This window comes from Aquincola tertiaricarbonis (assembly GCF_023573145.1).
Lineage (GTDB): Bacteria > Pseudomonadota > Gammaproteobacteria > Burkholderiales > Burkholderiaceae_C > Aquincola > Aquincola tertiaricarbonis_B.
In genome coordinates this window covers 1536182-1558514 of the sequence record NZ_CP097636.1, presented here as the reverse complement: position 1 = coordinate 1558514, position 22333 = coordinate 1536182, and the positions used below count along the sequence as shown (strand labels likewise).

Here is a 22333-nt window from a genome sequence, read left to right as displayed (position 1 = left end):
CAAGCTGGGTGCAGACTCTAAAAACGCCGCTGATGGTCCTGGGGATGGCGGCGGGCCCGGGCGGCCGGCAGCATGGCTGCACCTTTGCCACCGAGCCCCACCGCGTGCGCCTTGCCCTTCTGCCTGTGTCTGTGCTCGTGCTGGCCGCCACCGCCTGCCTGGGCCTGGCCGGCTGCGCCACCGACCCCGACGTGGACGGCATCCAGCGCCGCACGCTGGATGAGAGCGGCACGGCCCAGCCGCCGCAGCCGGTGGCCACCATGCCGCCGCCACGCCGCGATGGTGTGCTGCGGCTGCGGCCCGGCGACCAGGTGGACGTGAGCGTGTGGGGCTATGACGACCTGTCGCGCCGCGCCACCGTGGCGCCCGATGGCGGCCTGGCCCATCCGCTGGCCGGCCGGGTGCAGGCCGGTGGCCGCACGCCGGACGAAACCGCTGACCTGCTGCGTGTGGGCCTGCGGCCCATGGTGCGCGAAGCCGTGGTGCGCGTGAGCGTGGCGGTGCCCGCGCCGGTGCGCTGCCAGGTGCTGGGTGAGGTGAAGAACCCCGGCCCGGTGGCCCTGACCTCCACCGACGCCACGCTGCTGGAAGCGCTGGCCGGCGCCGGTGGCCTGACCGAGAACGCGCGCAAGCGCATCGTGCTGATCCGCGAGCTGGACGGCCAGGTGTACCTGCAGGGCCTGGACATGGCCACGCTGGTCTCGGGCGGCCTGGGCCGCCAGCAGATGGGCGTGGGCGAAGGCGACACCCTCTTCGTGCCCAGCGCGCGCAGCGCCGATGCCGCGCGCGAGGCCCGCCGCTGGGCCGACATGCTGGCGCCGCTGCTCAGCTTCCAGCAGGCCACGCTGCTGTTCGACAGCTTCCTCAAGGCGCTGGTGCATGGCAACCCCACCAGCACCAACACCATCGTGGTGCCGGGCAACCCGTGAGCACGCCATGGCCGCGCTGTCGGTGCTGATCGACACCACGATGGCCGGCATCGCCGAAGGCGAGCGCAGCGGCGTCTACCAGTACCAGCGCCACCTGGTGAACGGCCTGCTGCAGGCCGGCGACCTGGCGCTGACGCTGCTGTTCGCCCTGCCCCGGGCCCGTCACGATGCGCAGATCGCCGCCTTCGTGCGCGAGGCACAGGCCGAAGGCGCAGCACCCGCGGTGCAGCGCGGCCGGCTGCCGCTGCGGCTGCTGCGCCGCGTGCCCTGGCCGGCCGAAGGCTGGCGCACGCGGCACGACGTGTTCCATGGCCCGGCCCACCTGCTGCTGGCCAGCCGCGCACCCGCGGTGGTGACGGTGCACGACCTGGCCTACCTGCACGACCAGGGCGCCGCGGTGCCGGCCCACACGCTGGCCGCCGACGAACGGGCCGCGCTGGCGCTGCGCCAGCGCTTCTTCGCCGAGCTGGCCCGCCAGACCGAGCAGACGCTGCGCCGCGCCGCCCATGTGATCACCGTCTCGGAGCACACCCGCAGCCTGCTGCGCCGCCACTTCCACCTGCCGCCGCAGCGCGTGACCGCGGTGCCGCTGGGGCTGCGCGCCGAAGCGGTGGCACCGCCCAGCGTGGCCGCCTTCGCGCACTGGCAGCAGCGCCTGGGCCTGCAGCCGCCCTACCTGCTGTACCTGGGCAACCTCGACCCCAACAAGAACCTGGCGACGCTGCTGCACGGCTTTGCGGCCTACCGGCGGCAGGGCGGGCGCTGCCCGCTGCTGCTGGCCGGCCGCTCGGTGTTCTACGAACGGGTGCTGCAGGCGCTGGCGCAGCAACTGGGCGTGGCCGATGCTGTGCGCTTTCTCGGCCGCGTGGACGATGCCGCGCTGCCGGTGCTGTACCGCGGCGCGCAGACGGTGCTGATGCCGTCCAGGCTGGAGGGCTTCGGCCTGCCCGCCATCGAGGCCATGGCCTGCGGCACGCCGGTGGTGGTGGCCGCCGCCGGTGCGCTGCCCGAGGTGGCCGGCGAGGCCGCACTGCAGGTGCCACCCGACAGCGCCGACGGTTTTGCCGAAGCCTTGCTGCGCATCGAAGGCGACGAGGCGCTGGCGCAGCGCTTGCGCCGCGCCGGCCCGCGGCAGGCCGCCCGCTTCAGCTGGCGCCACACCGCCGAGGCCACCGCCGCCGTGTACCGCCGCGTGGCGCTGGAGGCGGCCTGATGCGCGCCCTGGTCGTCACCCACCTCGACCTGGACCGCGAGCCCAACCAGCGCACCCAGCACATGCTGCACATGCTGGCCGGCCATTGCGAAGAGGTGGTGGTGCTGTACAGCGTGCGTGCCCAGGGCCGCGGCTGGCGTGGCCTGCTGCACGATGCGCTGCGCCACGAGGTGCAGCCGCGCACCGAAGGCCGGCTGCACTACCTGCGGGTGCACCCCTGGCTGAACTATGCGCAGGCACTGGCCCATGGGCTGGACGACGGCATGCCGGACCAGCCCCCCACGGCGCGCCCGCGCCGCTGGCTGGCCGACCTGCTCAGCAGCGCCGGTGCGCTGCGCGACCTGGCCTGGCTGCACGGCATGCGGGCCGCGGCCCGGCGCCATGCCGGTGGCCACTTCGAGCTGGCGCTGGCCGACGGCCCCTGGGCCGGTCTGGTGGCGCGCGGGCTGCAGCGGCAAGGCCGCATCGGCCGGCTGGTGTACGACGACATGGACCATGTGGGCGGCGGCCAGCGCCTGGCCTGGCGGCGCCGCTGGATCGAACGCATCGAGCAGCGCCTGGTGCGCCAGGCCGACGTGGCGGTGAGCGCCGGGCCCGAGCTGGCCGCGCTGCGCCAGCGCGCCACCGGCCGCCAGCCCGCGGTGCTGCCCAACGGCGCCGACCTGGCGCGCTTTGCGCCGCCGCCGGTGCGCACGCCGCACCCGCCCACCGCGCTGTACATGGGCCGGCTGGAAGCGGCGCGTGGCGTGGACCTGGCCATCGCCGCGATGGCGCGGGTGCGGGCGCGGCTGCCGCAGGCCCGGCTGCTGGTGCTGGGCGATGGCGAGCCCGCCTACCGCCAGCGGCTGCAACTGCAGGTGCAGGCCTTGCAGCTGGCCGATGCGGTGCAGCTGCTGGGCCCGGTGCCGCATGCCCGGCTGCCACGCTGGCTGCGAGAGGCCGATGTCGGCATCGCCGCCTTCCGGCTGAGCGAACAGGGCCGCTATGCGATGCCACTGAAGGTGGCCGAGTACATGGCGGCCGGCGTGCCGGTGGTGTGCACCGCCGGCAGCGCCGCCGCCGGCTGGGTGCAGCGCACCGGCGCCGGCCTGACCAGCCCGTTCGAGGCCGATGCGCTGGCCGACGCCATCCTGCAGCTGCTGCAGGACCCGCAGCGCCATGCCGCCGCCCGCCAGGCCGGCCTGGCGGCCGCGCAAGAGCTCGCCTGGCCGCAGGTCACGGCGCGCATGTGGCAGTTGATGCAGCCGGCAGCCTGACGTGAGCCGACCGCGCATTGCCCTCGACGGCCGCCTGGTCACCTGGCCCGGCATCCACCGCTATGTGCATGAGCTGAGCCTGACCCTGGCCACGCGCAACGACGACCTGGACTTCGTCTGGGTGTGCAACCCGGGCGAAGAGGCGCGCTGGCCGCTGCGCCCGGGCATCGAGGTGCTGGCCACCCCCTTCCAGCCGCTGTCGGTGCAGGAGCAGGCGGCCTGGCCCGGCTGGATACGCCGGCATGGCATCGGCCTGTGGCATGCACCGGTGGCCCACCACCTGCCCTGGGCCAGCCCGGTGCCGCTGGTGGTGACCATGCACGACCTGATCCTGCACCACCTGCCGCGGCTGGCGCCCGGGCTGGCCGGGCTGGCGTACTACCGCATCGCCAATGCGGTGGCCATGCGGCGGGCGCGGCGGGTGATCTGCATCTCGCAGGCCACGCACGACGACGTGGCCACCGTGTGGCCGCGGGCCCGGCCGCGGCTGCGCACCGTGCCGCACGGCATCGCCGAGCGCTTTCGCCGGCCGCTGCTGCCGCAGGGCGCATGCCCCGGTGAAGACTGGCCCGCCGAGCTGCCCCCGGCACTGGCCGCGGGCCGCCCTTACCTGCTGTTCGTCGGCACCTGCAAGCCGCACAAGAACCTGGACCGGCTGCTGCAGGCTTATGCCCAGCTGCCGCTGGCGCTGCGCGAGGCGCATCCGCTGGTGCTGCTGGTCAAGCTGCGCGACCGCAACCCGCAGGCCGAGCACACCGCGCAGCGCCTGGGCCTGCAGCCGCACCTGCACTGGCTGGAAGGCGTGAGCGAGGCGCAGCTGGCGCGCCTGTATGCCCATGCCCGCGCGGTGGTGCTGGTGTCGTTGATGGAAGGCTGGGGCGCGCCGGTGAGCGAGGCCATGGGCAGCGGCACACCCGCGGTGGTGAGCCAGGGCAGCGCGCAGGCCGAGATCGCCGATGAAGCCGGGCTGGCCTGCGATGCGCTGGACGTGGGCAGCATCCGGCAGGCGCTGCAGCGCATGCTGCAGGACGATGCGCTGCACGCCCGGCTGTCGGCCGCCGCCATGCAGCGTGCAGCCCGCTTCAGCTGGCCGCGCACCGCCCTGCGCACGGCCGATGTCTACCGCGAAGCGCTGGCGATGAGCACCGGCTCGGGTTGACGCAGCAGTCCGTCGAAGTAGTCGATGGTGCGGCGCAGGCCTTCGTCCAGGCCCACGCGCGGCTCCCAGCCCAGCGCGCTGCGCGCCAGCGTGATGTCGGGCTGGCGCTGGCGTGGGTCGTCGGCGGGCAGCGGCCGATATTCGATGGGCGAGCGTGAACCGGTGAGCGCGATGATGCGCTGGGCCAGCTCGCGCATCGTCAGCTCGGTGGGGTTGCCCAGGTTCACCGGGCCGGTGAAGTCGTCGGGCGTGTCCATCAGGCGCATCAGCCCGTCGATCAGGTCGGCCACGTAGCAGAACGAGCGCGTCTGCGTGCCGTCGCCGAACAGCGTGATCGGCCGACCGCGCAGCGCCTGCACGATGAAGTTGGACACCACGCGCCCGTCGTTCGGGTGCATGTGCGGGCCGTAGGTGTTGAAGATGCGCGCCACCTTGATGCGCACGCCGTGCTGGCGCCGGTAGTCGAAGAACAGCGTCTCGGCGCAGCGCTTGCCTTCGTCGTAGCAGCTGCGGGGGCCGATCGGGTTGACATGGCCCCAGTAGCCCTCGCGCTGCGGATGCTCGGCGGGGTCGCCGTACACCTCGCTGGTAGAGGCCTGCAGGATGGGCGCCTTCACCCGCTTGGCCAGGCCCAGCATGTTGATGCTGCCGTGCACGCTGACCTTGGTGGTCTGCACCGGGTCGAACTGGTAGTGCATCGGGGAGGCGGGGCAGGCCAGGTTGTAGATCTGGTCCGTCTCCACGTACAGCGGAAAGGTGATGTCGTGGCGCATCAGCTCGAAGCGCGGATGGCTGCGCAGCCGCGTCACATGGTCGAGCGCGCCGGTGAAGAAGTTGTCCACGCACAGCACCTCGTTGCCGCGGGCCAGCAAGGCCTCGCACAGGTGCGATCCGAGAAAGCCCGCGCCCCCGGTGACGAGGATCCGCCGCTGCAGTCCGTAGCCCTCCACATGCGCCTCCGTGCCGGCACCGCCGGATGCTTTCAGCCTAGCCGCGGGGCCGGCCACTGCAAAGGTGCGGCGGGTGACAGACGTGGGGTGACAGGTTGGGGGGGTGGGCCTCACCGGCCGTCGCCGGGCCGCTGAGGACGGCGGCAGCAATTTCCGCTTCAACTGCGCCACCGCATGCCGAAACCCCCTGAGAGGGGGCGCAGTCGGTGCCCCGGAAAAGCAGTCGTTCATGCTCCAGCACCTCAGCTTCAACCGCAAGATCGCCACGCTCGTGGGTGTGTCGATCGCGGGCCTGGCCGCCTTGTCGGCCGCTGCCTTCCTGCAACTGCGCAGCAGCATCGTGGAGGGCCGCAAGGAGCAGCTGGTCACCGCGGTGACGGCGGTGCAGGCGGTGGTGGCTGGCTACCAGGAGCGCGCGGCCAAGGGCGCGATGCCGCTGGAAGAGGCGCAGAAGGCCGCCAGGGACGCCATCCGCCTGACCCGTTACGGCCAGGGCAACAAGGAATACGTGTTCGCCTGGTCCACCCAGGGCGTGGGCGTGGCCCATCCGCTGAAGGCGGAATGGGAAGGCAAGGCGATGATCGGCAAGATCAAGGACAGCAGCGGCCTGGACGTGATCGACGCCGTGGTGAACGGCGCCAACCGCGCGCCCGACGGCAAGGCCTTTGTGCCGATGATGTTCCCGCGGCCGGGCCAGACCGAGCCGGTGCCCAAGCTGCAGTACGTGGCCACGGTCAAGGGCTGGGACTGGATCATCGGCTCGGGCCTGTACATGGACGACGTGGACGCCGAGGTGCGGGCGGCGCTGCTGCGCAGCCTGGCCGTCACCGGCGCACTGCTGCTGGCCATCGGCGGCATCGGCTACGGCGTGGCCCGCAGCGTCATCCGCCAGATCGGCGGCGACCCGGCCGAGGCGCTGGCCGCGATGAACGAGGTGGCCCGCGGCAACCTGGCCACGCAGGTGCGCACCCAGGTGCCGGGCAGCCTGCTGCATGGGCTGGGCACGATGATCGACGCGCTGCGTCACACCGTGAGCCAGGTGCGCCAGGCCACCGATTCCATCGCCACCGCGTCGGGCGAGATCGCCGAGGGCAACCACGACCTGTCGGCCCGCACCGAGCAGACCGCCTCCAACCTGCAGCAGACCGCCGCCTCGATGGAGGAGCTGACGGGCACGGTGACGCACACCTCCGAATCGGCCCGGCAGGCCAATGCGCTGGCCGAATCGGCCTCCACCGCGGCGGCCCAGGGCGGCAGCGTGGTCAGCCAGGTGGTGGCCACGATGGACGACATCAGCGCCAGCTCGCGCAAGATCGCCGACATCATCGGCACCATCGACGGCATCGCCTTCCAGACCAACATCCTGGCCTTGAATGCCGCGGTGGAGGCAGCGCGGGCCGGCGAACAGGGCCGCGGCTTTGCGGTGGTGGCCGGTGAAGTGCGCACGCTGGCCCAGCGCAGCGCCGAAGCCGCCAAGGAGATCAAGAGCCTGATCGGCGCCAGCGTCGAGCGGGTGGAAAGCGGCTCGCAGCTGGTGACGCAGGCCGGCGCCGCCATGCAGGAGATCGTCGAGCGCGTCAAGCACGTCACCGCCACCATCGGCGAGATCACCCATGCCACGTCGGAGCAGAGCTCGGGCATCGGCCAGGTGAACACCGCGGTGGCGCAGCTGGACCAGATGACGCAGCAGAACGCGGCGCTGGTGGAGCAGTCCACCGCGGCGGCCGAAAGCCTGAAGGACCAGGCCCAGCGTCTGGCTGGCGTGGTGCAGGTGTTCCGCCTGTAAACCCGGGTAAAGCGCCCCCCGCGCATGAAGGGTCCCCCTCCAAGGGGGGTCGGGGGGCTGCGCAAAACGCCCTTGCGCCTCTAGCATGGCGGTGCCAGCCCCCTGGTGCTTCACCACCCGCCGCCATGCAACCTCAACCTCTTCCGCCCGAAGCCGCCCGCGTGCTGGCCGAAGCCGCCCAGGCCGCCGAGCAACTCAACCAGCTGAGCACCCAGCTGCAGCTGCTGGCCATGGCGCTGGACGAGCTGACCACCGTCACCGACCCCACCGTGCAGGCCCAGCTGGCCGCCACGGCCGATGCGGTGATCGCCAAGGCCAAGCGGGTCGGCTGAGCCGCGCTGCGCCGCCGGCTCAGCGGGCCAGCAGCATTCCCTCTTCCCACACGGCGCGCATCTTGTCCACCATGCCCGCGGGCAGGCGCTCGTCGGCCTGCGCCGCCTGCAGCGTATCGCTCATGCCCTGCGCGATCGCCTGCAACACGGCCATTGGCTGTTTGACGCCACAAACACGGCGCCCGAAGTCGACCAGCTCGTCCTGCGTGGGATAGGTTCGCGTGGCATGCCGGCCGGCCCGCAGCTTCAGCGCCATCGTGTGATCCTGCAGCTCAGGTCCGCCCGGGTATCGCGTGTAGGTGTAGATGGTGGTCGTGACCACATCGAACATCGGCGCCAGCCAGAGGTCGCGGCTGCTGCGGTACAACACGCCGAAATTCTTCAGGTGCGCATCGCCATTGCGCACCATCGCTGAAAACGCCACCTGCGCGAAGAACCTCTCCAGGTTGTCGCTGTGCAACTGCAGCTGGCGCAGCAGTTCGGCCACGCGCTGGTAACTGCCCTGGTACTTGCGGTCCGACAGCACGTCACGCACACGCAGGCCGGCCAGCGCCGCGATGTCCTCGAAGCCCAGCCGCTCCAGCCGGCCATCGTCGTGGGTCACCATGTCGAAGCGGTCCAGCACCAGCATCTGGCCATCGTCCGACAGCGCGCAGCCGGGCACCTCGATGCCCGCGTGCCGGGCCGCCGTCAGGCACATGAACTCGTTGGCAGCCAAGCCGGGATAGGCCGGGCTGGCCGCCTTCACGATCAGCGAAGGGATGGGCACCGTGGCGCGGTCGGGCACCATGATCTTGGGCTGCATGCCGGCGATGCCGGAACCGGTGCTGAGGTAGGCCGCCACCAGCTCGTCGAACACCTGCGGCGTGTAGCGGGTCTTGAGCAGCGCTGCCTTGCCCATGGGCGGAGGCGGCGCAGGGTCGGCCGCGCCGGGCAGGCGGTACCCCAGGCGCCCGATGCCATTGCGGCCCACCAGGGCCAGCAGGTGCATCGGCGTCATCGGCTGCTTGGGAAACAGCTGGCGGATGCGCATGAACAGATCGCCCTCAGGCAGGTTCTGGTCCATGGGCGCAAACAGGTCGCCGTCCTGCCAGGTCAGGCGCTCGCCGGGCGGCATCAGCAAGGCCACCGCGGGCTGATCGCCCGCGGGGTCGAGGTAGCGAAACTCGTAGCCGGACGTCTTCAGCAACTGGCCGGCGGCCGGCCCATCGCCGATGGACACGTCCAGCGCCCGCAGCCGGGCCGGCAGGGGCTCAAGAGGCGTCGACGTCATCGGCGTCGTCATCCATCTGGAAGCGCCGGGCCACCTCCTCGGCCGTCGGCAAGCCGACGGGCTCCAGCCGCAGCGCCAGGCCCAGCGCACCCATCACCGCCAGCAGCGACGAGACGGTGCTGTCTTCGCCCGCCTCCAGGCGGTAAATCACTTCTCGCACCTTGCCAGCGCGCTGTGCCAGCTGGGATTTGCTCAAGCCCAGCTCGCGCCGGCGGGCCGCCAGCTGGCGCCCTAATTCATCGGGCAGACGAAGATTGCCAGTCATGGCTGACATAGTGCCTTAAAAAAGTGCAATTTGCCAGCCATGACGTGCAACCCACCAACTACCAACCGTGGAACCGGCCCCAGGCCGTCAGCCCGCCTTCGGGCGCCAACGCCTGATACTGCGGAAACTGCGCCCCGGTGGCGCAGGCGTGGTTGGGCAGGATGCGCAGCCGGGTGCCGATGGGCAGGCGGGCCACCACGTCTGAGGGGTCGCCGTCCGGTTTCGAGACGATGCCGTGCTCCTGGTTGGCCGATGACAGCAGCCAGCCGGGCATCGGCGTGCCATCCAGCGTGCACACCTGGCCGTAGCCGAAGTCCTGCGCCTGCCTGCCGGTGCCACGGTCGCGGCTCATCGCCATCCAGCCGGCATCGACGATGGCCCAGCCCTTGTCGGCCTGGTGGCCGATGACGGTGGTGAGCACGCTCAGCGCGATGTCGTCTTCGCTGCACACGCCCACGTTGCGCATCACCAGGTCGAAGAACACGTACACACCGGCCCGCAGCTCGGTCACCCCCTGCAGCGAGGCGGCGGCCAGCGCCGTGGGCGTGGAGCCCACCGACACCACCGGGCACGGCAGCCCGGCCGCGCGCAGCCGCTTGGCCGCATGCACGCAGCCGGCGCGTTCCTGCTCGGCCAGGGCGGTCAGGGCCTCGGGCGCATTCAGGTCATAGCTGGAGCCGGCGTGGGTGAGCACCCCGGCCAGGCGCATGCCGCCTTCGTGCAGCAGCCGGCCCACGGCCAGCAGCGCATCGTCCTGCGGCGTGATGCCGGAGCGGTGGCCGTCGGTGTCCACCTCGATCAGCACCTCGAACGCATGGCCGTGCTGGCGGCCGAAGTCGACGATGGCGCGGGCGCCCTCCACGCTGTCGGTCAGGATCTGCAGTGCGCAGCCGCGCCGGCACAGCGCCAGCGCCGCCGGCAGCCGGTGCGGCGCCATGCTCACCGCGTACAGGATGTCGGTGAGGCCCTGGGCGAAGAACTGCTCGGCCTCCTTCAGCGTGGAGACGGTGATGCCTTGCGCACCGGCCGCCTGCTGCGCCGCCACCACCTGGGCGCACTTGCTGGTCTTGGCATGGGGCCGCAGCCGCACGCCCAGCGCATCGGCCTGCTGCTGCATGCGCGCGATGTTGCGGCGCATGCGCGCCAGGTCGATCACGGCGGCGGGGGTGTCGAGCTGCCGCAGCGCGGCGGTGGAAGGCGTGTCGAGGTCCTGCATGCGCCCATTGTCGGGCCCGCCAGCCGCCGCTACAGGGCGGTGCCGTTGACCACCGTCGCTTCCACCACCCAGCCCTGGCCGGTGACCAGCGGGCGGGCTTCGCCGTCGGCTTCCACGGCGTCGCCCGGCTGCAGCTGTAGCGCGGCCATGCCATGCGGCCTGGTGTGGATGAAGTAGCCGTTGTCCAGCACCACGCCATTGGGCTCGCCGTGGCGGGCGTAGTTCAGGCGCGCCACCGTGCCACTGTAGGGCGGCCCGTCTTCGCCCGAAGGCGCGGGCGCATGGCCGTTGATGCTGAGCAGCCGCTCGAAGCGGTGCACGGGGTGCACCGCCTCGCCCTTGTCCGAAGGCGGCCCGGCCGGGGCCTGCAGGCTCAGCGTGTCGCCAGGCTGCAGCAGCATGAAGGGTTGGGCGGCGGTGGGGTCGTGGCGGTCGAACACGATCTGCAGCGGGCCGGCATCGGCCTTCAGCAGCGCGCCTTCGAGGTCGCCGCGCGGGCTGTAGATCAGGTGCTCGAAACGGCCTTCCAGGGTCTTGGACTTGCTCATGGGAAACGCTCCTTGTCAGGGGGATGAAGCCGCCGGGCCTACAGCCGCAGCAGCGCCGCGCTGGCCGCACAGACCAGCAGGAAAGGAATGGAGATGCGATGGAACTCGCGCAGGCCGTGCGGCACACGCGCCAGCCGCAAGGCGATGAGGTTGGCCAGCGAGCCGATCACGCAGCCGAAGCCGCCCACGCTGACGCCCGCGGCCAGGGCCGGCAGGTCGTGCACCGAAGGCGCCAGCGCGATGGTGGCCGGCACGTTGCTGATGAACTGCGAAGCGACGATGGCCGCCAGGTAGGCGTTCATGCCCTCGCTGATGGGCAGGCTGGCCATCCAGGCGGTGACGGCGGGCAGCGCCAGCAGCTGGCGCAGCACCACGAACATCAGTGCGATGATGGCCAGCAGCGAGAGGTCGAGCTTGAGCAGCAGCCGCGGCCGCACTACCAGCAGCACGCCGAAGACCACGGCCAGGCCCAGCAGCAGCTGGTGCCGTTCCAGCGCAACGACGAAGGCCACGAACAAGGCCGCCGCCACCGCCAGCAGCCGGTACGAGATGGGCGCGGGCCGCGCCTCGGGCTGCAGCCGGATCGGCCGGTTGGGCACCAGCCACCAGGTGGCCACCAGCAGCCAGGCCACCATCACCGCGACGGTGGGTGCCATCATCTCGACGAAGCCCATCACGCCCAGGCCCGAGCGGTGCCACAGGAACAGGTTCTGCGGGTTGCCGATGGGCGTGAGTGCCGAACCGGCATTGACCGCCAGCGCCTGCAGCACCACCAGCCGGGCCAGCGGCAGCTCGGCCTGCATGGCCAGCACGCGGGTCAGCGGCACCAGCAGGAACAGGCTCACGTCGTTGGTGACCAGGGCCGACAGCACCGCCGCCACCGTCACCAGGCCCATGGCCAGGCTGCGCTGGTGCGTCACGCGGCCCAGCAGGCGCCGCGCCGTGGTCTGCAGCACGCCGCTGTGTTCCACCGCCTGGGTGACGGCCAGCAGCCCGGCCAGCGCGCCCACGGTCTGCCAGTCCACCAGGGCCAGCAGGCTGGCGGGTGAACGCGGCTGCAGCACCAGCAGGCCCAGCGCCAGCGCGATCAGCACCCACAGCAGCGCATGGCCGGCCGGTGGTGCCTCCTGCGATGGGGCATCACTGACGGTGGCGGGCAACGGCGCCGGCCCGGCCGGGGCCGGTCCGGGGCCCGGGCGTGGCGCCAGGCGCTCCGGGGTGGCGGCCGTGTCCAGGCTGTCTCGTGTCATGCAGGGGCTCCAGGGGTGGTGGCGGCCGCAGCCGCCCGTTCGGGGTTGTGAAGTGCCGGGCCGCGGCGGGTTTCGGGCATGGCCAGGCTGAACAGCAGCAGTGCCAGTGCGGCCACGCCGGACAGCACCGCGAAGCCGGCATGGAAGCCGCCCGCCTGCGCCACCTGCCCGGCCAGCAGGTTGCTCAGCGCCGCGCCTGAGCCCACTGCCACCGCGCCGGCACCCAGCGCCAGGTTGAAGTGGCCGCTGCCGCGCGCCAGGTCGCTGACCATCAGCGTCATCATCACGCCGAACACGCCGGCGCCGATGCCGTCCAGCACCTGCAGCGCCAGCAGCCCGGCCGGACTGTGCACCATCAGGTACAGCAGGCCGCGCAGGGGCAGCACCGCAAAGGCCACCAGGAAGATGGGTTTGCGCGCCAGCCGCGGCGCCCAGCGGCCCACCGCCAGCCCGATCGGGATGGTGACCAGCTGCGTGACCACCACGCCGGCCGACAGCCACAGCGGCGCATGCTGGGGCACCAGGCGGCCGATCTGCTGGGCCACCAGCGTCAGCATCGCGGCATTGGCCAGGTGGAAGAGGAAGGCACAGCCCAGCAGCACCGCCAGCGGCCGGCCCAGCCAGCGGCGGGCGGGCCGCGGCGCGGTGCTGGGCGTGGTGCTGCCATCGCTGGCGGCCTCGTCCCGGTCGCCGCCGCGGGCCAGCACCGGGTCCACCTCGCGGTTGCGGATGCTCAGCGCCGCCGCGATGACCGGCAGCGCCAGCACGCAGCCCAGCCAGAACATGGCCTGCGGGCCGTGGCGGTGGCCGATCCAGCCGGTGCCGGTGGCCCACAGCACGGTGCCGGCCGCGCCCAGCGCGGCATTGCGGCCGATGCGCGCATCCATGCCGCCCCGCCCCACCAGCCCGAGGCTCAGGCCGGCCACGGCCGGCGCCACCAGCGTGCCGGCGGCGCCGATGACCGACTGCCCGGCCAGGATGACCGGGAAGCTGGGCCGCGACACCATCATCACCAGGCAGGCGGCGATCACCGTCACCGCCCCGGCGATCCATCGGGGTCGCGATTGCACATGGTCCATCCAGGCTCCGGCCGGCGCCTGCACCAGCAGGCCCACCAGGGCGCTGGCAGCCATCACCGTGCCCACCCGGTCGGGCGACCAGGCCAGCGTGCTGGACAGGAACACCACCAGGAAGGGGCCGATGCCGCCCTGGATGTCGGGCGCGAAGAAGGCCAGCGCATCCAGGGCGCGCAGGCTGCGGCGGCTGGGTTGGACCGAGGTGCTCACGGCATCAACCCCGCGGCAGCGGGCGCGGCGGCGCAAACACCTCGCGGGCGTTGTCGGCGCTGCTGCCGATGGCCGTGGCCTCGAAGGCCTGGCCCAGCGCGTTGCGGGTGCCGTAGCCGCGGGCATAGAAGCTGGCGCCGGGCTTGAGCTGCTCGGCCAGCGCGGCGCCGGCATGCGGCGCGAAGCGCACGATGGTGCCGTCCTGCAGCAGCACGCCGTTGACGTCGCCGCGGCCGGTGTACAGCAGCGTGCCGATGCGGCCGCTGGCGTTCATCGCGGTCAAGGCGCCGTCGGCGGGCGGCCGCGGCGCGGGCACGCTGCCCAGGGCCGGCGGCTCGTCGGTCACGCTGCGGCCGTTGGCGGTGTTGCGCAGCGTCTCGGCGCGCAGCACCGGGCCCTGCTCGCCGCGGCGGCCGCTGACCTGCACGGTGTCCTGCAGCTTCACCGCCTGCAGCAGCGCGGGCGACAGGTGCGGCGGCAGCTTGACCTGGGTGCCGTCGGCCAGCAGCAGGCCGTCGACTTCGCCGTTGGGGTTGAGCAGCCAGCGCGCCACCTTGCCGCTGACGGTGGCCTGCGCTTGCGCGGCAGGCGGCGGCGGGGGCATGCCGGCACGGCCCGGTGCCGCGACGGGCGGGGGCGCATCGGGTGCCACAGGCGGCGCGGGCTGCGCCCAGGCCTGGGTGGCCAGCAGCACGGCGGCGGCAGTGGTGGTCAGGAAGCTGGCAAATCGATGGGTGGTCATGGCATTCGCTCCTTGGTTGGTGCACCTTCCAACCCAAGACGCGTGCCAGGCACAAAACACAATGAAATCAAGAACTTGCGTGGGCCAGGCAGTGCCCGGCTGGATGATCCGCGGACAGCCGCTGTCCGTTTGGCGGACACCTGGCGGACAGGTGGCGCGGGGGTGTCCGGCTAATCGCCCAGGCCGTACTGCGCCAGCTTGCGGTACAGCAGCTGGCGGTGGATACCCAGGCGGCGCGCGGCCTCGGCCCGGTTGCCCTGGGCCTGGGCCAGGGCATGGACGATGAGCGCGCGCTCCAGCCGCTCGGTGGCCTCGGGCAGCGGGCTGTCCAGCCAGTCGGCCGGCAGGCTGCCGCCCTGCCCGGCTTGCGCAGGCGCCACCGCCGCCAGGCCCAGGTCGGCCGCCTCGATCACCGGATGGCGCACCAGCGCCTGGCAGCGCTCGGCCAGGTTGCGCAGCTCGCGCACGTTGCCCGGCCAGGGGTGGCGCAGCAAGGCCTGCGCGGCCGTGGCCGAGAGCTGCTTGGGTGCTTGCCCCGCCGCGGCCAGCCGCAGGAAGTGCTCGGCCAGCGGGATGATGTCGGCCAGCCGTTCACGCAGCGGCGGCAGGCGGATGGACAGCACGTCCAGCCGGTACATCAGGTCTTCGCGGAACTGGCCTTCGCGCACGGCCGCAGCCAGGTCGCGGTGGGTGGCGGCCACCACGCGCACGTCCACCTTCACCGGCTTGTGGGCGCCCAGGGGCACCACCTCGCCCTCCTGCAGCACCCGCAGGATCTTGGCCTGCACCGCCAGCGCCATGTCGCCGATCTCGTCGAGCAGCAGCACGCCGCCATCGGCCGCGCGGAAGCTGCCGGGCCGGTCGGCCACCGCGCCGGTGAAGGCGCCGCGCACATGGCCGAACAGCTCGCTTTCCAGCAGATCCTTGGGGATGGCTGCGCAGTTCACCGCCACGAAGGGCCGGCCGGCCCGCGCCGAATGGCGGTGCAGCGCACGCGCCACCTGTTCCTTGCCGGTGCCGGTTTCGCCCAGCACCAGCACCGGCGCCGCGCTGGCGGCAGCCAGGCCGATGCGCTTGTGCACCTCGCGCATCGCGGCGCTGACGCCGATCAGCTCGTCCTCGCCCTCCTCGGCCGCGGGCTCGTTGCTGGCGGTGGCGGCCTGCTCGCGCAGCGCGCGCGACAGCACCTCCTGCACCGCCTCACGGCCGATGGGCTTGGTCAGGTGGTCGAAGGCGCCCAGCCGCATCGCGGCGATGGTGTTGTGGCCGCTGGCATGGGCGGTCAGCACGATCACCGGCGGCAGCGCGCGTGTGGCCGGCAGGCGCTCGCGCATCGCCTCCAGCGTCTGCAGGCCGTCCATGCCGGGCATGCGGTGGTCGAGGAACACCGCGTCGAAGTGGCCGCGGGCCAGCGCCTGCAAGCCGGCTGCGCCGCTTTCCGCGGGCTGCACCTCGTGGCCCAGGCTTTCCAGCGTCTCGGCCAGCGTGTCGCGGAAGGCGTCGTCGTCGTCGATGATCAGCAGGCGCGCCATGGCAGCTCCATCGTGAAGCAGGCGCCGCCCTCGGCCGGCGCCTCATGCCGCAGCTCGCCGCCGTGGGCCAGGGCCACCTCGCGCGCCAGCGCCAGGCCCAGCCCGGTGCCGTCGGGCCGGCCGGTGGCAAAGGGCTCGAACAGCTGGCCCTGCAGCTCGGCGGGCACGCCGGGGCCGTGGTCGCGCACCGCCAGCCTCAGGCGCCCGCCCGAGGTGGGGCCGACGGCCAGCTCGACCCTGCTGCCGGCCGGCGCATGGCGCACGGCGTTGTCCAGCAGGTTGTCGATGGCGCGGGCCAGGTGGGTGGGGTCGAGCTGCGCGCACCGCGGTTCAGCCAGCGTCAGCACCAGCGTCACCTGGCGCCGCTCGGCCTGCGGCTGCGCGGTGGCCAGGCGCTGGCGGGCAAACTCGTCCAGCGCCACCGGCTGCAGCTGCAGGTTCAGCGGCTGCACCACGGCCAGCAGGCTTTGCACCAGGCCATCGAGCCGCGCCACCTGGTCGAGGATGAGCTGCAACGCCTGCGGTTGCCGCTCGGGCGGCCCGGCCAGCGCGTTCTCGGCCTTCAGCCGCATCGCGGCGATCGGGTTGCGGATCTCGTGCGCGATGCCGCCGGTCATGCGGCCCAGCGCGGCCAGCCGCTGGTCGCGCGAGCGGCTGCGTTCCGCATCCCGCAGCTGGTCGCGGGCCACCTCGAAGCGGGCGCGGTAGTCGTTCAGGCTCTGGATCAGCGCATCCAGCTCACGCAGGCCGGTGGGGCTGATCGGCGGCGCCGCCTCGCTGCCATCGGCCTGGGCCAGCTGCGCCTGCAGCCGCTGCAGGTGGCGGCGCCCGCGCAGCACGATGGTGCCCAGCCACAGGCCCGAAGCCAGCACGAAGGCCAGCAGGGCGCCCAGGCCCCAGCGCAGGCTGCGCTGCGCATCCAGCGTGGCCAGCGAGGTGCGGGTCATGGTCCAGGCCGCCAGGTCCTGCCCCGGCGACTGCAACGGGCAGGCCGAGACGATCAAGGCCTCGCGCGAGGCGCGGATGACGTCGGTATCGGCCTGCTGGGTGCGCGCCACCACCTGCGACAGCGTCGCGATGTGGGCCTGCTCGGCCTCGGGCACGTCGCGCTTGACGCTGGTGCCTTCATAGGTGGGGTAGGCATAGGCGATGAAGCCCTGCCCCGCGCGCCACACGCCGCCTTCCACATGCGGCTCGGAGACCAGCACCAGCTGCAGCAGCACCTGCAGCAGGTCGAGCTGCGGCTCGGCCTGCCGCGGGTCGTTCAAGGACTTGGCGTAGCGCTGCGCGATGGCACCGCAGGCCGCCGCGGCCTGGTCCTGGGCCTCGCGGATCTGCAGCCCCGCGCTGTGCCGGAACAGCAGCACCATCACCAGCGCCAGCCCCACGCACACGGTCAGCAGAATCAGCCAGAACAGCGTGAGCTGGCCACGCAGCGACTTCAATGCAAGGACTCCGGATCACCCATGGGCCACAGCATAGCCGGGGCCCGGCGCCGAAGCGGGGCGCGGTCAGCCCAGGCCGCCCTGGCAGACGTACTTGACGTGCTGGTAGTCCTCCAGCCCGTGGGTGGAGCCTTCGCGGCCGTAGCCCGATTCCTTGACGCCGCCAAAGGGCGCCGCCTCGGCGGCCAGCGCGCCTTCGTTGATGCCGACGATGCCGGTCTCCAGCGCATCGGCCACGCGCCAGATGCGGCGCACGTCGTTGGAGAAGAAGTAGGCCGCCAGGCCGAAGGGCGTGTCGTTGGCGGCGGCCACCACCTCGCTTTCCGTCTCGAAGCGGGTGATGGGCACCACCGGGCCGAAGGTCTCTTCGCAGCTGCAGGCCATGGCGGCATCGGCGCCCACCAGCACCGTGGGCGCGTAGTAGTTGGGGCCCAGCGCCGGCAGCCGCCGGCCGCCCACCACCACCCGCGCGCCGCGCTGCAGCGCGTCCTGCACATGGCGGTCGATCTTGTCCACCGCACGGCCATTGATCATCGGCCCGATCTGCGAGGCGGCATCGCTGGCCGGGCCCACCTGCAGCGCCGCCACGCGGGCCGCCAGCAGCTCGACGAAACGGTCGTGCACCTGCGCCTGCACGAACACCCGGTTGGGGCACACGCAGGTCTGGCCGCCGTTGCGGAACTTGGCGGCCATCAGCCCTTCCACCGCGGCCGGCAGGTCGGCATCCTCGAACACGATGAAGGGCGCATTGCCACCCAGCTCCAGCGACAGCTTCTTGAGCGTGGCGGCCGACTCACGCGCCAGGTGCTTGCCCACCGGCGTGCTGCCGGTGAAGGTGATCTTGCGCACCCGGCTGTCGGCCAGCCACACGTCCACCACCTCGGGCGTGCGCTCGCGCGAGGCGGTGACGATGTTCAGCACCCCGGCCGGCACGCCCGCTTCCTGCGCCAGCCGCACCAGCGCCAGCGAGGTGAGCGGCGTGTCCTCGGCGGGCTTGCACACCACGGTGCAGCCGGCGGCCAGCGCCGGGGCGATCTTGCGGGCGATCATCGCGGCCGGAAAGTTCCAAGGGGTGATGGCGGCCACCACGCCCACCGGCTCCTTCAGGGCCAGCATGCGGCGGCCGCTCACCGGCGCGGGAATCACCTCGCCGTTGGCGCGCACCGCCTCTTCGGCGAACCAGTCCACGTAGCTGGCGGCATAGGCCACCTCGCCCCGGCCTTCGGCCAGCGGCTTGCCCTGCTCGCGGCTGATCAGCCGGCCCAGGTCTTCCTGATGCAGCAGGATCAGTGCATGCCAGCGCTTGATGATCTGCGCACGCTGCTTGGCCGGCACCGCGCGCCAGCTGGCAAAGGCGGCGTGGGCCGCGTCCACGGCGGCCTGGGCATCGCCAGCGCTGCTGTCGGGCACCTGGGCGAACACGGCGTCGGTGGCGGGGTTGCTCACGTCCAGCCAGCGGCCGGCAGCGGCTTCGCGCCATTGGCCGTCGATGAAGTTGCGGCCGGGCAGGAGGTCGTCGCGCCGGAGCGCCAGGCTGTGGGGCAAGGACATGGAAGCGGAGGCTTGGGACATCAGAGGGAGGCTGCGTGGGCAGCGGCGTTGGCCACGGGGGCCGGGTGCATCTCGTCGAGCCAGCCGCGGCGCAGCTCGGGCACCGAGCGTTCCAGCAGCTGGTAGTAGGGGTGGTGGTCGCCACGGTCGAAATCGGCGCGTGCCACCTGGGCCAGCTTGCGGCCGTGCTGCATCACCACGATCTCGTCGCACACCGCCTTGACGGTGTGCAGGTCGTGGCTGATGAAGAGGTAGGACACGCCCAGCTCGCGCCGCAGGTCGGCGATCAGGTCCAGCACCGCGGCGCCCACCACCGTGTCGAGGGCCGAGGTCACCTCGTCGCACAGGATCAGGTCGGGGTCGGCCGCCAGGGCCCGGGCCAGGTTCACACGTTGCTTCTGCCCGCCCGACAGGCCGCCGGGCAGGCGGCCCACCACGCTGCGCGGCAGCTTCACCAGGTCGAGCAGCTCATGGATGCGCTTTTGCAGCGCAGCGCCGCGCAGGCCCTTGTAGAACTGCAGCGGCCGGGCCAGGATGCGCTCGATGGGGTGCGAAGGATTGAGCGCGGTGTCGGCCATCTGGAAGACGATCTGCACCTGGCGCAGCTCTTCCTGCGTGCGCTGCGCCACCGTGGGCTTGAGGTAGCGGCCGTTGAACAGGATGTGGCCCGCACTGGGCGCCACCAGCCCGGCGACCGCACGCGCCAGCGTGGTCTTGCCCGAGCCCGATTCGCCGATGACGCCGATGGCCTGGCCGCGGTAGAGCTTGAGGTCGATGTCCTCCAGGATGGGCTTGGCCGGCTTGCCCTGCGCATCCAGCGGACCATAGCCCGCGCACAGGCCGCGCACTTCCAGCAGCAGCTGGCCGTCGGCCGACATCGCGCCGCCGCCGCGCGGCACCGGGCGGGCGGCGGCCAGCAGGCTGCGGGTGTAGTCGGCCGCCGGCGCTTCCAGCAGCTGGCCGGTGGGCGCCAGTTCCTGCATCACGCCGTTGCGCAGCACCAGGATGTGGTCGGCCATCTGCGCCACCACCGCCAGGTCGTGGCTCACGTACACGGCAGTGGCCTTGCGGTCGCGCACCACGCGGCGAAAGGCGCGCAACACCTCGATCTGCGTGGTCACGTCCAGCGCGGTGGTGGGCTCATCGAGGATCACCAGGTCGGGGTCGGCGATCAGCGCCATCGCCGCCATCAGCCGCTGCAGCTGGCCGCCTGACACCTGGTGGGGGTAGCGATCGCCGATGTGTTCGGGGTCGGGCAACGCCAGTTCGCGGAACAGCTGCACGGCCTTGACCTCGGCCTCTGCGCGGGGCATCAACCGGTGGATGCAGGCCGGTTCCACCACCTGGTCCATCACCGTGCGCGACGGGTTGAACGAAGCCGCCGCACTTTGCGCGATGTAGGCCACGCGGCGCCCGCGCAGCGCGCGCTGGCCGGCGGGCGACAGGTGCAGCACGTCGGTCTCGCCGATGCGCACGCTGCCGCCGGTGATGCTGCAGCCATGGCGCGCATAGCCCATCAGCGCCAGCGCGGTGGTGGTCTTGCCCGAGCCCGATTCACCGATCAGCGCCAGCACCTCGCCGGGCTGGATGTGGAAGCTGAGCCGGTCGACCAGCGTCTGGCCGCCGGCCTCGATGGTGAGGCCCTGCACCTGCACTGAAGCGCCCATCAGCGTGCTCCCCGTTCTCTGGCCAGGCGCCCTGGCAGGTTGTCGATGACCAGGTTCACCGCGATGGTGAGGCTGGCGATGGCGATGGCCGGGGCCAGCACCGCGGCGCGGCCCTCGGCCAGTGCGCCGATGTTCTCGCGCACCAGCGAGCCCCAGTCGGCGGCCGGCGGCTGCACGCCCAGGCCCAGGAAGCTCAGGCCCGCCAGCAGCAGCACGATGTAGACGAAGCGCAGCCCCAGGTCGGCCAGCATCGGACCCACGATGTTGGGCGCGATCTCGCGCAGCATGATGTAGAGCGTGCCCTCGCCCCGGCTGCGGGCCACGGTCACGTAGTCCATCGCGTTGATGTTGACCGCCAGCGAACGGGCGATGCGGTAGGCACCGGGCACGTAGATGACCGCGGCGGTGAGCACCAGCACCACGATGGAAGAGCCGAAGCCCGCGACGATGATCAGCGCGAACATCTTGCTGGGAATGGCGGTGAGCGTGTCCAGCGTGCGGCTGAGCAGCGCGTCCACCCAGCCGCCGGTGGCCGCGGCCAGCAGCGCCAGCGTGGTGCCGATGCCGCTGGCCAGCAGCGTGGCCAGCAGGGCCACGCCCACGGTGTAGCGGGCGCCGTCGATCACCCGCGCCAGCATGTCGCGGCCCAGGTAGTCGGTGCCCAGCCAGTGCTGGGCGCTGGCCGGGGCGAACACGCCGCCATTGCCCATCGCGCTCATGTCGTGCTGCATCAGGCTGGGGCCGAAGGCGGCCGCCAGCAGCCAGAACAGCAGCACCGCTGCGCCTAGCAGGCCGCCCCAGCCGAAGCGGCGGCGCCGCCGGGGCGCCGCGGTGGCTGGGGCGGCTTCGGCCGGCAAGGCGGCCGCGGCCGGTGTGGCGGGGCCGACCGGCAGCCCCAGGGCAGCCGGGGCCGCAGCGGTGGTGGATGTGTGCATGGCGGGAGCCTCTCGAGCGGCGGGCATGGTCATTGGTGCCGCAGGCGCGGGTTGGCCACGATGGCGCACAGGTCGGCCAGCGTGACGAGCAGCAGATAGCCGGTGCAGAAGATCATGGCGCAGGCCAGCACCAGCGGCATGTCGCGCTGGCTGACGCCATCGACCATCAGCTTGGCGATGCCGGGGTAGTTGAAGATGGTCTCGATGATGATGACCCCGCCCAGCAGGTACGACAGGCTCAGCGCCACCGCATTGGCGATGGGCCCGATGGCATTGGGCAGCGCATGCGCCAGCACCATGCGCATCGGCGAGGCTCCCTTGAGCCGCACCATCTCGATGTAGGGCGCTTCCAGCTGGTCGATCACCGCGGCGCGGGTCATGCGCATCATCTGCGCCACGATCACGCAGCACAGGCTGAGCACCGGCATCGCGAAGGCCTTGAGCATCTGGCCCAGCGAGTCGATCTCGGACACGTACGACAGCGCCGGCAGCCAGCGCAGCTTGACCGCGAACACCAGCACCGCCAGCGTGGCCACCAGGAACTCGGGCACCGACACCACGCCCACCGCGGCCGACGAAGCCGCGCGGTCGAACCAGGAGCCGCGCCACACCGCCGAGGCAATGCCCAGCGTGAGCGCGATGGGCACCGAGAACAGCGCGGTGACCGCCGCCAGCAACAGCGAGTTGGGCAGCCGGCTGGCCACCAGTTCGGCCACCGGCATCTGCGTGACCGAGCTGGTGCCGGGGTTGCCGGTGACCAGGCCGGCCAGCCAGCGGCCGTAGCGCACCGGGCCGGGCACGTCCAGGCCCATCTGAGCGCGCAAGGCGGCCAGCGCCTCGGGCGTGGCTTCCTGGCCCAGCTGTTCCTGCGCCGCGTCGCCGGGCAGCACAGAGGTGATCGCGAACACCACCACCGACACCGCCAGCAGCGACAGCAGCGCCAGCGCCACCCGCTGGCCCAGCAGCTTGAGGATCAGGAAGTTCATCGGCGGTGCTCC

The 22333-nt window shown here is 72.3% G+C and carries 20 protein-coding genes; 6 read left to right on the top strand and 14 right to left on the bottom strand.

Features of this window, described 5'->3' with window-relative positions; all coding sequences use genetic code 11:
- Positions 1-125 precede the first annotated feature (125 nt).
- Genes MW290_RS21520 through MW290_RS21505 form a run of 4 tightly spaced genes read left to right on the top strand, consistent with a single transcriptional unit; the run spans position 126 to position 4557 of the window.
- Positions 126-929, top strand: coding sequence for a polysaccharide biosynthesis/export family protein (locus MW290_RS21520; protein ID WP_250199717.1), 804 nt, complete (start codon positions 126-128; stop codon positions 927-929).
- Between the two features lie 7 nt (positions 930-936).
- Positions 937-2142, top strand: a complete 1206-nt coding sequence (locus tag MW290_RS21515) for a glycosyltransferase family 4 protein (protein ID WP_250199716.1) — start codon at positions 937-939, stop codon at positions 2140-2142.
- Positions 2142-3398 carry a glycosyltransferase family 4 protein gene (locus MW290_RS21510; protein WP_250199715.1) on the top strand — a complete coding sequence of 419 codons (1257 nt, stop codon included), beginning with the start codon at positions 2142-2144 and terminating at the stop codon, positions 3396-3398. Before MW290_RS21515 ends, MW290_RS21510 begins: the two co-directional genes overlap by 1 nt.
- A 1-nt stretch (position 3399) precedes the next feature.
- Positions 3400-4557, top strand: coding sequence for a glycosyltransferase family 4 protein (locus tag MW290_RS21505; protein WP_250199714.1), 1158 nt, complete (start codon positions 3400-3402; stop codon positions 4555-4557).
- On the opposite strand, the gene MW290_RS21500 is transcribed toward MW290_RS21505, so the two are convergent.
- A complete protein-coding gene (locus MW290_RS21500) occupies positions 4518-5507 on the bottom strand; it encodes a UDP-glucuronic acid decarboxylase family protein (RefSeq protein ID WP_250199713.1) in 990 nt (329 codons plus the stop codon). The two genes, MW290_RS21505 and MW290_RS21500, sit on opposite strands and share 40 nt — an antisense overlap.
- Before the next feature lie 229 nt (positions 5508-5736).
- Here MW290_RS21500 and MW290_RS21495 point away from each other — a divergent pair, with 229 nt between their 5' ends.
- Entirely contained in the window at positions 5737-7293 is a 1557-nt protein-coding gene (locus MW290_RS21495; protein WP_250199712.1) for a methyl-accepting chemotaxis protein, read from the top strand.
- Positions 7294-7418: 125 nt separating this feature from the next.
- Positions 7419-7625: a hypothetical protein gene (locus MW290_RS21490; RefSeq protein WP_250199711.1), complete on the top strand. Its 207-nt coding sequence runs from the start codon at positions 7419-7421 to the stop codon at positions 7623-7625.
- A 19-nt stretch (positions 7626-7644) separates the two neighbouring features.
- Here MW290_RS21490 and MW290_RS21485 read toward each other — a convergent pair whose 3' ends face one another.
- The 13 genes from MW290_RS21485 to MW290_RS21425 all read right to left on the bottom strand — a co-directional run bounded on the left by MW290_RS21485 (position 7645) and on the right by MW290_RS21425 (position 22321).
- Entirely contained in the window at positions 7645-8898 is a 1254-nt protein-coding gene (locus MW290_RS21485) for a type II toxin-antitoxin system HipA family toxin (RefSeq protein WP_250199710.1), read from the bottom strand.
- Positions 8879-9163, bottom strand: a complete 285-nt coding sequence (locus MW290_RS21480) for a helix-turn-helix domain-containing protein (protein WP_250199709.1) — start codon at positions 9161-9163, stop codon at positions 8879-8881. Before MW290_RS21480 ends, MW290_RS21485 begins: the two co-directional genes overlap by 20 nt.
- A 58-nt stretch (positions 9164-9221) precedes the next feature.
- Positions 9222-10379 (bottom strand): DSD1 family PLP-dependent enzyme, encoded by a 1158-nt coding sequence (locus tag MW290_RS21475; RefSeq protein WP_250199708.1) that lies wholly within the window; start codon positions 10377-10379, stop codon positions 9222-9224.
- A 29-nt stretch (positions 10380-10408) separates the two neighbouring features.
- Positions 10409-10927: a hypothetical protein gene (locus MW290_RS21470; RefSeq protein WP_250199707.1), complete on the bottom strand. Its 519-nt coding sequence runs from the start codon at positions 10925-10927 to the stop codon at positions 10409-10411.
- 38 nt (positions 10928-10965) lie between these two features.
- Positions 10966-12177, bottom strand: a complete 1212-nt coding sequence (locus tag MW290_RS21465) for an SLC13 family permease (protein WP_250199706.1) — start codon at positions 12175-12177, stop codon at positions 10966-10968.
- Entirely contained in the window at positions 12174-13463 is a 1290-nt protein-coding gene (locus tag MW290_RS21460) for an MFS transporter (RefSeq protein ID WP_250199705.1), read from the bottom strand. Before MW290_RS21460 ends, MW290_RS21465 begins: the two co-directional genes overlap by 4 nt.
- 4 nt (positions 13464-13467) lie before the next feature.
- Positions 13468-14205 (bottom strand): hypothetical protein, encoded by a 738-nt coding sequence (locus tag MW290_RS21455; RefSeq protein WP_250199704.1) that lies wholly within the window; start codon positions 14203-14205, stop codon positions 13468-13470.
- A 170-nt stretch (positions 14206-14375) separates the two neighbouring features.
- Positions 14376-15737, bottom strand: a complete 1362-nt coding sequence (locus tag MW290_RS21450; protein WP_250199703.1) for a sigma-54-dependent transcriptional regulator — start codon at positions 15735-15737, stop codon at positions 14376-14378.
- On the bottom strand, positions 15722-17182 hold the full coding sequence (locus MW290_RS21445) for a sensor histidine kinase (RefSeq protein ID WP_250199702.1): 1461 nt from the start codon (positions 17180-17182) through the stop codon (positions 15722-15724). Before MW290_RS21445 ends, MW290_RS21450 begins: the two co-directional genes overlap by 16 nt.
- Before the next feature lie 66 nt (positions 17183-17248).
- A complete protein-coding gene (locus MW290_RS21440; protein ID WP_250199701.1) occupies positions 17249-18733 on the bottom strand; it encodes an NAD-dependent succinate-semialdehyde dehydrogenase in 1485 nt (494 codons plus the stop codon).
- A 20-nt stretch (positions 18734-18753) separates the two neighbouring features.
- Complete coding sequence (locus MW290_RS21435) at positions 18754-20400, bottom strand: ABC transporter ATP-binding protein (protein WP_250199700.1); 1647 nt, start codon at positions 20398-20400, stop codon at positions 18754-18756.
- A complete protein-coding gene (locus MW290_RS21430; protein ID WP_250199699.1) occupies positions 20400-21335 on the bottom strand; it encodes an ABC transporter permease in 936 nt (311 codons plus the stop codon). The genes MW290_RS21435 and MW290_RS21430 overlap by 1 nt, the downstream gene beginning before the upstream one ends.
- Before the next feature lie 29 nt (positions 21336-21364).
- Positions 21365-22321, bottom strand: a complete 957-nt coding sequence (locus MW290_RS21425; RefSeq protein WP_250199698.1) for an ABC transporter permease — start codon at positions 22319-22321, stop codon at positions 21365-21367.
- Positions 22322-22333 lie beyond the last annotated feature (12 nt).